The organism is Arthrobacter sp. 2YAF22_2 (genome assembly GCF_052114645.1).
Lineage (GTDB): Bacteria > Actinomycetota > Actinomycetes > Actinomycetales > Micrococcaceae > Arthrobacter.
The window spans coordinates 1-10,724 of the sequence record NZ_JBFRFD010000051.1 but is presented as its reverse complement, the minus strand read 5'-3'; the positions used below and the strand labels follow the sequence as shown (position 1 = coordinate 10,724).

Here is a 10,724-nt window from a genome sequence, read left to right as displayed (position 1 = left end):
GCCGCGGGAAGTCTAGGATGCAGCGGCTCAGTGGCACCTGAACTGGCTTACTGGCTCACGGCAGAGAATGAGGACTTTCAGTGCAGAACTTCCAAGGTGTAGGCGTCAGCCCCGGCCGGATCATCGGCACCATTCGCCAGATGCCCAAAGCGGTCAGCGAGCCGCCGGCAGGCGAGCAGCTCCCGGCCGGCGTCTCCGCCGAGGACGCGACGGCGGCGCTGAAGACGGCGGCGAAGGCGGTCCACGACGAGCTCAAGGCCAGGTCCGAGACGGTCAGCGGGGACGGCAAGGCGGTGCTCGAAGCCACCGCGCTGATGGCAACGGATACCATGCTGCTGAAGTCCGCCGCCAAACTGATCGGCCGCGGCACGTCCAACCAGCGAGCCATCTGGGAGGCCGGCGCTTCCGTCTCGGAGATGCTGCACAACCTCGGCGGCTACATGGCCGAGCGAGCCACCGACGTGCTGGACGTCCGTGCCCGGATCGTGGCCGAACTGCGCGGCGTCGCTGCACCGGGTATCCCCACCTCCGGCACCCCGTTCATCCTGATTGCCGAAGACCTTGCTCCGGCGGACACGGCCACGCTTGACCCCGAGAAAGTGCTGGCGCTGCTCACGGCCGGCGGCGGCCCGCAGTCCCACACCGCCATCATCGCCCGCTCTTTGGGGCTGCCCGCCGTCGTCGCCGCCGCGGGCGTCGACGCGCTCCCGGACGGCACGGAGGTCTACGTCGACGGCGCCGCCGGCACCATCGTTGCGGAGCCGGACGACGCCCAGCGCGCCGCCGCGGAAAACTGGGCCGCGACAGCGTCGCTGCTGGCCGCCTTTGACGGTTCCGGCACGACGGCGGACGGCCACCTCGTACCGCTCCTGGCCAACGTCGGCGGCGCCAAGGACGCCGTAGCCGCCGCCGGGCTCAACGCCCAGGGCGTAGGCCTGTTCCGGACCGAGTTCTGCTTCCTCGAACGGGACACCGAACCCACCGTGGACGAACAGGCCGCCGCGTACAAGGGCGTCTTCGACGCCTTCCCCGGCAAGAAGGTGGTGCTCCGCACCCTCGACGCCGGCGCGGACAAGCCGCTCCCGTTCCTGACCGACGCCACCGAGCCCAACCCGGCCCTCGGCGTCCGCGGCTACCGGACCGACTTCACCACCCCCGGTGTGCTGGAACGCCAGCTGCAGGCGATCGCCCGGGCGGAGCAGGATTCCGAGGCGGACGTCTGGGTGATGGCGCCGATGATTTCAACGGCGGAGGAGGCCGCGCGCTTCGCCTCGCTGTGCGCCGCGGCCGGGATCAAGACGCCGGGCGTCATGGTGGAGGTTCCGTCCGCGGCCCTCACGGCGGAGGCCATCCTCCGGGAGGTGGGCTTCGCCAGCCTGGGCACCAACGACCTTACCCAGTACGCAATGGCCGCCGACCGGCAGCTGGGCCCGCTGGCGGCACTGAACACCCCATGGCAGCCGGCCGTGCTCCGGCTGGTGCGCCTCACGGTGGAGGGTTCCGCCGCGGAAGGCCACGCCAAACCGGTGGGCGTCTGCGGCGAGGCCGCGGCGGATCCGGCCCTCGCCGTCGTGCTGACCGGACTGGGAGTGACCACCCTGTCCATGACCGCGCGCTCCATTGCCGCCGTCGCCGCCGTGCTGAAGACGGTCACGCTGGCCGAGGCGAAGGAGCTGGCCACCCTGGCCCTTTCCGCCCCGAGCGCCACCGAGGCGCGCGCGTGGGTCCGGGCGAAGCTGCCCGTGCTGGAGGAGCTGGGCCTATAACCGGGGTGCCGCGCTGACGGGGGCGCTAGGATGCACTCCATGACACTGATTGCTCCCCGGGTGACGGCCGGGCTCCCTGCCGATGACGCACAAAAACTGCAGCACGCGCTCAACGGCAGCACCGACATCACGGTGTTCGTGGACGGCACTGTGCACCGCCTGCCGCCGTCGGCGCGGGACGCCGTCGTGGACCTGCTGGGCCGCTTCAGCCGGGGCGAGTCGGTCACGGTCAGCAGCGTGGAGGAAATGCTGACCACGTCAAAGGCCGCTGAGCTCGCGGGCATCTCGCACACGTACCTCCGGAACATGACGGACCGCGGCGAAATCCCGGTCGAATATCGCGGCACGCACCGGCGGATCCGGCTGGCCGACATCATGACGTGGCTGGAAATCCAGAAGAAGAAGAGCGTGGCGGAGAAGGCAGCCGCCCCTGCCGCGGGCGGCGCCCCTGCTGACAGCAAAGATGGCGGCGGCGCGGATGCTTCGTGACGGCGTGATAAGGATCAAACAACGATCCCGGCCGGGCGCGGAAACGCGGCAGAGTCCGGGGTTACGCTTGAATCGTGGGTAAGTTCAGAGGGTGGCACATCCTGGCCGGCATTGCCGCCTTGGTGCTCACCGGCATCCTCGGAACCGCGATGGGATTGAACTACACCGCGGCCTTCATGGCCGGCTGCGTCGCGTTCGTGGCCGTGGCACTGTGGACCGACAGCCGGATATCGCGCCGCAGGCAACACGGGGCGCGGGAAACCGCTCGAGAGACAACCCGGCCGTCTGCGCGGCCAGTCGCGGCCCGCCCGGACGGCGAGCAGGATCCGGTCCTCCGGGACGACCGCTAACCCCAACCTTCAGATCCTCGGCCGCACGGCCCAGCGCCGGGCCTTCAGCGCCGCGTGCAGCTCCAGCCGGACCATCCCCTTGAGCGGATCGACGCCCAGCACCTGCCGGATCCGGCCGAGCCGGTTATAGATGCTGCTCCGGTGCAGGTGCAGCTTGGCGGCCACCTCCTGGACCGAGCTGTCGTTGTCATAGAAGAGTTCCAGCACGGGGAGCAGTTCACCGTTGCGGTCGTGCTCCTCCAGCATCCGGAAGTACACGGAGCCGGCATCCGCCCACGCGCCGGCACCGCCGCCCACGGAGGCCAGCAACTGGTACAGGCCGGTGCCGCGGGAGTCTACGAGTTCACCGAGCTGGGGGTCCACAGCCGCGGCCTGCGCCGCCTGGCGGGACTGCCGGTACGCCTCGGCCAGCTCGCGCGGGCGTGCGAACCCCTCGGACGTGCCGAGGATGATCCGGCGGACCGGCCGGCCGCCGCGCTTGGCAAGTTCCAGCTGGTAATGCACCAGGACCTGGGCGTGGTCGGCCCGTCCGGTGGACTCCTTGAACAGCACGACGGCGTGCGTCTCCGTCCCGGCGCTGAACAAGGCGGCATCCACGCCGATGGTGGCCTGCAGGGCGGCTGAGCGGTGGATCAGCGTGGCGGCGATAGGGTCCGAGCCCTCGGCCCAGCCGTCCGCGTCGAGGACCGTCACCAGCTGCCACGGCCCGCGGCCCTGGACTTCCTTCCAGCCCGCGACGGCGGCGACGGCGTTTGCCTCGCCCCGGCAGGCGGCAAGGAACTCCTGTTCGCGCCGCCGGCGGAACTCGGATTCGGCGGTGTTCGAGTCCAGGAGCAACGCGGACAGCTGCTCCAGTTCGCGTTCCACGTCCGGGAGCTGGGCCAGCACGGAACCGCCGGTGTGTTCCTCGGCGTCGAGCTGGACCCAGAGATAACCCACCCGGAACCCGCGGACCAGCAGCGGTACGCAGACCCGGCCAAGCATTCCCAGTTCCTCGTTCGCCGGCACCACTACCGGGCGTACCGCCGTCGCGATGCCGTGCGAGAGTTGCCAGGCGCTGACATCCACCGGAACGCGCTTGCTGAGCAGGAAGTTCACSCGGACSCGGTCCGCATGCGACTGGTTGGAGCTGTAGGCGAGSAGGACGCCGTCGAGGTCTTCGAGCGAAAGTCCGCGGCCCAGCCTCAGGGCCACGTGCTCCACGAGTTGCTCCACATCCGGCTGTTGCATGCTGCCACATTACTGCCCCGGCGGTCCGGCGGCGAAGGAACAAGCCGACGGACAGCAGGCGACACCTGACGTTCCGTGAGTCGACACATGTCGAGCTTGGCTTTTCAAAATTCCCGCAATCACGGGGATCGGCCCCGCAGCGGGGCCGGACGGTCTGTAGCCTGCCTCACAGCCGGTTCTATTCTTGAACCACAACTTCCCCCGCAAAACCCGGCCCACCGGCCGCCAGCACTGGAGCCCCAAAATGATCATCGGTGTCCCTAAAGAAATCAAGAACAACGAATTCCGCGTGGCCATCACCTCCGCCGGGGTGCACGAGTTCCGCACCCACGGCCACACCGTCTTGGTGGAGCGCGGCGCCGGCCTGGGTTCCGGCATCACCGATGAGGAATACGCCATCGCGGGCGCCGAGATCGTCGCCGACGCCGATGACGTGTGGACCCGTGCCGACATGGTCATGAAGGTCAAGGAACCGGTCAAAGCCGAATACCACCGCTTCCGCAAGGGCCTGATCCTCTTCACCTATCTCCACCTGGCCGCGGAGCCGGAGCTGACCCAGGAGCTCATCAACACCGGCGTCACCGCGATCGCCTACGAGACGGTCCAGGACGGCCGGTCCCTGCCGCTGCTCGCCCCGATGTCCGAGGTGGCCGGCCGGCTGTCCGTCCAGGTCGGCGCCACCTCGCTGATGGCACCTGCCGGCGGCAAGGGCGTGCTGCTGGGCGGCGTCCCGGGCGTGCGTCCGGCCAAGGTCGTGGTTCTGGGTGCGGGCGTGGCCGGCACCAACGCCGCTGCGATGGCCCTGGGCCTCGGCGCTGACGTCACCATCCTGGACATCAACATCAACCGCCTGCGCGAGCTCGATGCCCAGTACCAGGGCCGGCTGAAGACGGTCGCGTCCAACGCCTACGAGATCGAGAAGTCCGTGGTCGATGCCGATCTCGTGATTGGTTCCGTGCTCATCCCCGGCGCCAAGGCCCCGAAGCTGGTTACCAACGAGCTTGTCTCCCGGATGAAACCCGGCTCGGTGCTGGTGGACATCGCCGTGGACCAGGGCGGCTGCTTCGAGGACACGCACCCGACCACGCACCAGGAACCCACGTACAAGGTCCACAACACGATCTTCTACTGCGTGGCGAACATGCCCGGTGCGGTGCCGAACACCTCCACCTACGCGCTGACCAACGTCACGCTGCGCTACGCCGTCTCGCTGGCGAACCTGGGCGTCAAAGCCGCCTTCGAGCGCGACGCCGCCCTCGCCGCCGGCCTGAACATCGCCGCGGGCAAGGTGGCCCACCACTCGGTCTCCGAGGCGCACCAGCTGCCCCTCGTCTCCGACTGGCACCAGCTGGTCTCCGCGTAGCGAATACCCCGTCGGCTGCTCCGTAACCGCCCTTTTGGACCTCCAGAAGGGCAGTTACGGAGCAGCCGTTTGGTGTTTAAGTCCGTGTCAGGCCAGCGCCCGGGCCTGTTCGATCAGCTTCAGGACCTCGACGGCGTCGTCCGGGTTTACCGGGACGGGCAGCGCCGAGCTGGCCCCGCCGTCGTGAAGCTTCTCCGCCAGAATCCGGTAAAACTCCGGATAGGCGCCTCGTTCGTTGGGCAGGCGCTCCAGGTGGCCGTCGCGGCCCAGCAGCCCGGCCCACTCCCGGTCCTCCACCCCGTAGTCGGCGTCCAGCGGGCCTCCGCCTGCCGCCAGGTAAGGCTCCTGCGGGTCGACGCCGTGCTTCGTGAAACCGCCTTCGCTGCCCAGCAGACGGAACCGCGGGCCCTGCTGGGCGCAGAGCAGGTTCATCGAGAGGTGGCTGGTGACCCCGGATTCGTGCCGGAGGGCCACGAAGACGTCGTCGTCCGCAGGTGCGCCGGGCCGACGGGCTGCCAGTTCGGCGTAAACTACAGCGGCGGGGCCGAAGAGCTGCACAGCCTGGTCCAGCAGGTGGGTGCCGAGGTCGAACAGCACCCCGCCGCCGTCGTCGGTGCCGGCCGCCGCCTTCCAGGCCTTTGTGACCTCGGGCGACCAGCGCTCAAAGCTTGATTCGTACCGCGTGACGGGGCCCAGGACGCCGCTGTCCAACAGTCCGCGGACGGTCAGGAAATCCCCGTCCCAGCGCCGGTTTTGGAAGACGGTGAGCACCCGGCCGAGCCGCGCGGCGAGTCCGATCAGTTCCGCGCCTTGGTCGCTGCGCACCGTGAAGGGCTTATCGACGACGACGTCGAGGCCAGCCTGCAGTGCGGCTTTCGCGAGCGGGTAGTGGGTGGCCGGCGGCGTCCCCAGCACCAGCAGGTCCAGACTGCCGGCCAGTTCGAGGATCTCCGCGGGAGTGTCGACGATCCTGGCCGACGGGTAGCGGGCCGCGGCGGACGCCGTCCGGCCGGCGTCGGACGTGGCGATGGTGTCCAGGGAAAAGGCCGGGTTGGCTGCGATGAGCGGGGTGTGGAACACGCTGCCGGAGAGGCCGAACCCGGCTACGGCGGTGCGGATGGGCCGGGTGGCGTCAACTGTCATGGCACCACGCTACCCCCGCCCACTCACCCGACGCTCCCTCAGATTTCGCAACAAATCGGGCGACGCTCCCCCAAAAGGTGAGGGAGCGTCGCCCGAAAAGCGGCTAGAAGTGAGGGAGCGTCGGAGTGGGGTGGGTTACTTCTTTTCCCAGCCGATGGTGGTCCAGTCCGGGACCTGGGACAGGCTCTTGAACAGCGAGGGACCGTAGTTGGCGAGGCCGGTGCGCGCGAAGGAGATCTGCGGACCGTTCATCACCACGCCCATGGAGAAGTACTTGGCCATGTGCTTCTTTTCAACGTCCATGGCCGCCTTGTTGCGCTCAGTGTTGTCGGCAATGGTGGAGAGCTTCTTGATCGCCGCATCCAGTTCGGCGTCGCCCAGCTTGTTCTCGTTGGTCTTGGAGTCGTAGAACTGCTTGACGGAGTCGGTGGTGTCGGCGCCGACGGTGTAGCCGGAGACGCTCAGAAAGAAGTCGCGGCTGCCCAGGACCTTGCCGAAATCGGCGGAAGCCCGCTGGTCGATTCCGACGTCCATGCCGCCGGCCTGGAGCTGCTTCTGCAGGGTCTGGGCAAACGCCAGCGTGGTGGGATCGTCGCCGAAGTTGCTGATCTTGAAGGCGGCGGGAACCCCGTCCTTTTCCATGAAACCGGCGGCGTTGGCCTTGTAGCCGGCGTCGGTGAGGACCTTCTTGGCGGCGTCGGGGCCGGTCTCCGTGACCGGGTAGTTGTCCTGGTAGTACGGGGAGAACGGCAGCAGCATCATCGATCCGGAGCTGGTTTCGTCCCAGTTCAGGCCGTTGAAGCGGACCTTCCGCAGCGCTTCGCGGTCCACGGCGGTGAAGATGGCCTTGCGGATCGCGACGTCGGTCATCGGCGCCTTCTGGGCGTTGATGTTCAGGCCCCCCGCGAAGAGGCGCTGGCCGCGTCGGACCTCGGAGTTCTTGGTGCCGTCGAGCTGCTTGTACGGGGTGATGGTGTTGGCGGAGACGCCGTCAATTTCACCGTTCTTGAAGGCGGCGATCTGGGCGCTGCTCTCGAGCTGGCGGAAGACCACCTTGTCCAGGACCGGCTTGGCACCCCACCACTTCTCGTTCTGGGCGAGGGTGACGGTCTTGGCGGCGGCGTCGTACTTGTCCACCTTGAACGGTCCGGCCATCCATTCCGGGTGCATATCGCCGGTGAAGCCGTCGTTGAAGATCTCCGGGGTGTTGACCGCGGGGTGGATCAGGCCGGTGAACAACGCGTCCAGCGGGTAGACCGGCTGGCTGGTGGTGACAACAACTTCCTTGTTGCTGGAGCCGGCCTTGACGGAGTCCACGAATTCGTAGGCGCCGGACGTGACGATGTCGATGTCCTTGTTCTGCCCGTTGAGCATTTTCCAGGTGTTTTCGAAGGTCTTGACGTCGATCGGTGTGCCGTCGTTGAAGGTGGCCTTGTCATTGACCTTGATGGTGATGGTCTGCTTGCCGTCCTTGACATCGCTCTTGACGTCTTCGCAGAAATCCTTGTTCGGTGTGGCGGTGCCGTCGAAGTCGAAGTTCCAGCACCCCCAGGTGCCGGCCTGGTCGATCGGCCGGTGCAGGGCGGTGTTGTCTGCGCTGTTGCCGTTGTTGGAGAAGCCGTTGAAGTCCGGTCCGATGTTGCCCAGCGGCAGGGTTACGGTGCCGCCCGGCTGCAGGTCCTTGGCATCCTTGGCATTGATGCTGATGAGCTTGGACAGGTCGCTTCCCGCGTCCTGGCCTTTTCCGGCGTCGGGCCCCTTTGCCGCGCCTCCGCCACCGCAGGCGGTCAGCGCAAGCGCTGCCACGACGGCGGTTACCCCGCCGATCTTGGTCAGATTCTTCATGTGTTTCCCCTCATTTTTCTTATCTGTGCAGTGCAGCGTCTGACGGGTAAGTCAGCCGGTTTAGTGGACAACGAGCATGTCCGTATCCAGTTCGCCGTCCGGGTAGAAGCAGGCGAATTGCTGGTCTGTTGGGGCGTCCCCGTCCCGTTGCCCGGCGGCGTCCCCGGCAGCCTGGTTGGCGGCCGCCAGCTCCAGCGGCGGCTCCAGTGTCAGGCACTTCTCCTGGCTGGCGGCCGGGAGCGCGGCGAAGACGGGGCAGCGGGTGGCGAAGTTGCAGCCCTTCGGCGCATCCAGCGGCGAGGGCAGGTCGCCCTGCAGGATGATGCGTTCGCGGGTGCGTTCCAACTGCGGGTCCGGCACCGGAATCGCGGAGAGCAGTGCCCGGGTATAGGGGTGGCGCGGGTTGTCGAAGACGCTGTCGACGTCCCCGATCTCCACGATCTTGCCGAGGTACATGACGGCCACCCGGTTCGAGATGTGGCGCACCACGGACAGGTCGTGGGCCACCATCAGGTAGCTGAGGCCGAGCTCGGCGCGGAGCTTGTCCAGCAGGTTGATGACGCCGGCCTGGACCGAGACGTCGAGCGCGGACACCGGCTCGTCCAGGACCACCAGCTTGGGGTTTACCGCCAGGGCGCGGGCAATGCCGATGCGCTGGCGCTGGCCGCCGGAGAACTGGTTCGGAAAGCGGTTCACGTGGTCCGGCTGCAGGCCCACGAGCTCCATCAGCTCCATGATCCGCTTGCGGATGGCCGGTTTGGGCATCCCCGAGTTCTCCAGCGGCTCAGCCAGCACCTCGTAAACGGTGAAGCGCGGATCCAGGGCGCCGGTGGGGTCCTGGAACACCATCTGCAGTTCCTTGCGCATGGCGGCCTTGGTTTTGGCGTCCGAGGCGGTCTTGTTGCTCAGGCCGCCGATGACCACCTCGCCGTCCTGGTCCTTGTGGAACTCCATGATCTCCAGCAGCGTGGTGGTCTTRCCGCARCCGGACTCGCCCACGATCGMGAMGCACTCGCCCTCGCGGATATCGAAGCTCAGGCCGTCCACGGCCTTGACCGTGCCGATCCGGCGCTTGATCAGTGCGCCCTTCAACAGCGGGAAGTGCTTCTTGACGTCCTTGAGCTCCAGGACCCTCTTGCGGTCGCCGCGCGGAATCTCGTCGAACCTGGACACCGGGACTTCGGGGGCGCGGAAGATCTCGTGGACATCCACTTCGCCCCCCAGCGAGCCGGACTTGATGCAGGCGGCCTTGTGTTCCCGGGTGCCGTCGCCGTTTCCGCCGACCGGCCAGAGCGCCGGTTCGCCGTGCAGGCATGCCTCGCTGACCAGCGGGCAGCGTGGCGCGAACGAACAGCCGGTGGGCGCGTGCGTGAGGTTCGGCGGTATGCCTTCGATCGGCACCAGCGAGGACTTTTCGGCCACGTCCACGCGGGGCACGGCGCCCAGCAGGCCCATGGTGTAGGGCATCCRCGGGTTGTAGTAGATGTCATCAACGCTGCCGGTCTCCACCGGTTTGCCGGCGTACATCACCATGATGTCGTCGGCCATGCCGGCCACCACGCCCAGGTCGTGGGTGATCATCACGACGGCGGCGCCGGTTTCCTCCTGCGCGGTGTGCAGCACCTCGAGCACCTGCGCCTGGATGGTGACGTCCAGCGCCGTCGTCGGCTCATCCGCAATCAGCACGCGCGGATTGTTGGCGATCGCGATGGCGATCATCACGCGCTGACGCATGCCGCCGGAGAATTCATGCGGGAAGGCCTTGAGCCGGTCCTTCGGGCTGGGGATGCCCACCAGCCCCAGCAGTTCGACGGCGCGCGCCTCCTTGGCCTGCTTGCTCATGGTGGGGTTGTGCACCGCGAGGGCCTCAATGATCTGGCTGCCCACGGTGTAGACCGGTGTCAGCGAGGACAACGGGTCCTGGAAGACCATCGCGAGGTCGTTGCCGCGGAACCGGCACATGGCCTTGTCGCTGAGGCTCAGCAGTTCGGTGCCGTTGAGCCGCACCGAGCCGGTGACCTCGGCGGTCTGCGGCAGCAGGCCCATGATGGCCATGGAGGTGACGGACTTGCCCGAGCCGGATTCGCCGACGATGCCCAGGGTCTTCCCGGGCAGCAGGTCGAAGTCGATGCCGCGGACCGCGTGCACCACGCCGTTCTCGGTATTGAAGCGGACGTTAAGGTCGCGGACGGAGAGTACGGCACCCGCCGGGGCATCTGTGTAGTGCCTGCCGGCGGTGTGCAGCCCGGCGACGTGCAGGCGTTCCGCGGTGCTGGAGCCGGTGGCGGTGGTCTCGCTGCTCATGGGGTCATCTTCTTCGCACTGATCGTTTTGGCGTTCTTCTTGGCGCTGGTCTTCTTGGCGCTGCCGATGGAACTGGAACTCGGGTCGAACGCGTCGCGCAACCCGTCGTTCATCATGGCGAGCGACCCGGTCAACAGGAACATCACGGTCAGCGGCACCCAGAACATCCACGGGAACGTCGAAACCTGGGAGGTGGCCTGGCCGATCAGCACGCCAAGGCTCACGTCCGGAACC

Annotated in this window: 8 protein-coding genes and 1 pseudogene; 4 read left to right on the top strand and 5 right to left on the bottom strand. The window is 67.6% G+C overall.

The genetic code is table 11. The features are described from left to right. The first annotated feature begins 80 nt into the window (after positions 1 to 80). From ptsP to AB4Y86_RS03825, 3 genes are all read left to right on the top strand, one after another. Positions 81 to 1,766: a phosphoenolpyruvate--protein phosphotransferase gene (gene ptsP, locus AB4Y86_RS03835; RefSeq protein ID WP_441400232.1), complete on the top strand. Its 1,686-nt coding sequence runs from the start codon at positions 81 to 83 to the stop codon at positions 1,764 to 1,766. Between the two features lie 39 nt (positions 1,767 to 1,805). Beyond that, on the top strand, positions 1,806 to 2,255 hold the full coding sequence (locus AB4Y86_RS03830) for a helix-turn-helix domain-containing protein (protein ID WP_441400230.1): 450 nt from the start codon (positions 1,806 to 1,808) through the stop codon (positions 2,253 to 2,255). Between the two features lie 74 nt (positions 2,256 to 2,329). Next, positions 2,330 to 2,605, top strand: a complete 276-nt coding sequence (locus tag AB4Y86_RS03825) for a hypothetical protein (protein ID WP_441400228.1) — start codon at positions 2,330 to 2,332, stop codon at positions 2,603 to 2,605. Between the two features lie 9 nt (positions 2,606 to 2,614). Here AB4Y86_RS03825 and AB4Y86_RS03820 read toward each other — a convergent pair whose 3' ends face one another. Next, entirely contained in the window at positions 2,615 to 3,835 is a 1,221-nt protein-coding gene (locus AB4Y86_RS03820) for a PucR family transcriptional regulator (RefSeq protein ID WP_441400226.1), read from the bottom strand. 244 nt (positions 3,836 to 4,079) lie between these two features. Between AB4Y86_RS03820 and ald the strand changes: the two genes are divergently transcribed. Further along, a complete protein-coding gene (ald, locus tag AB4Y86_RS03815; protein ID WP_441400234.1) occupies positions 4,080 to 5,198 on the top strand; it encodes an alanine dehydrogenase in 1,119 nt (372 codons plus the stop codon). Positions 5,199 to 5,285: 87 nt separating this feature from the next. On the opposite strand, the gene AB4Y86_RS03810 is transcribed toward ald, so the two are convergent. The 4 genes and pseudogenes from AB4Y86_RS03810 to AB4Y86_RS03795 all read right to left on the bottom strand — a co-directional run. Further along, a complete protein-coding gene (locus AB4Y86_RS03810) occupies positions 5,286 to 6,341 on the bottom strand; it encodes a Gfo/Idh/MocA family protein (protein WP_441400224.1) in 1,056 nt (351 codons plus the stop codon). 135 nt (positions 6,342 to 6,476) lie between these two features. Then, positions 6,477 to 8,186, bottom strand: a complete 1,710-nt coding sequence (locus tag AB4Y86_RS03805; RefSeq protein ID WP_441400222.1) for an ABC transporter family substrate-binding protein — start codon at positions 8,184 to 8,186, stop codon at positions 6,477 to 6,479. A 60-nt stretch (positions 8,187 to 8,246) separates the two neighbouring features. Then, entirely contained in the window at positions 8,247 to 10,490 is a 2,244-nt protein-coding gene (locus AB4Y86_RS03800; protein WP_441400220.1) for a dipeptide ABC transporter ATP-binding protein, read from the bottom strand. Further along, positions 10,487 to 10,724, bottom strand: a pseudogene (locus tag AB4Y86_RS03795) (ABC transporter permease); the annotation flags it as partial. The pseudogene AB4Y86_RS03795 and the gene AB4Y86_RS03800, both read right to left, overlap by 4 nt.

Bases quoted from the DNA above. Each gene is read 5' to 3' on its own strand.
- AB4Y86_RS03830 (WP_441400230.1), top strand. From the start codon at position 1,806: ATGACACTGATTGCTCCCCGGGTGACGGCCGGGCTCCCTGCCGATGAC.
- ald (WP_441400234.1), top strand. From the start codon at position 4,080: ATGATCATCGGTGTCCCTAAAGAAATCAAGAACAACGAATTCCGCGTG.
- AB4Y86_RS03805 (WP_441400222.1), bottom strand. From the start codon at position 8,186: ATGAAGAATCTGACCAAGATCGGCGGGGTAACCGCCGTCGTGGCAGCG.
- AB4Y86_RS03810 (WP_441400224.1), bottom strand. From the start codon at position 6,341: ATGACAGTTGACGCCACCCGGCCCATCCGCACCGCCGTAGCCGGGTTC.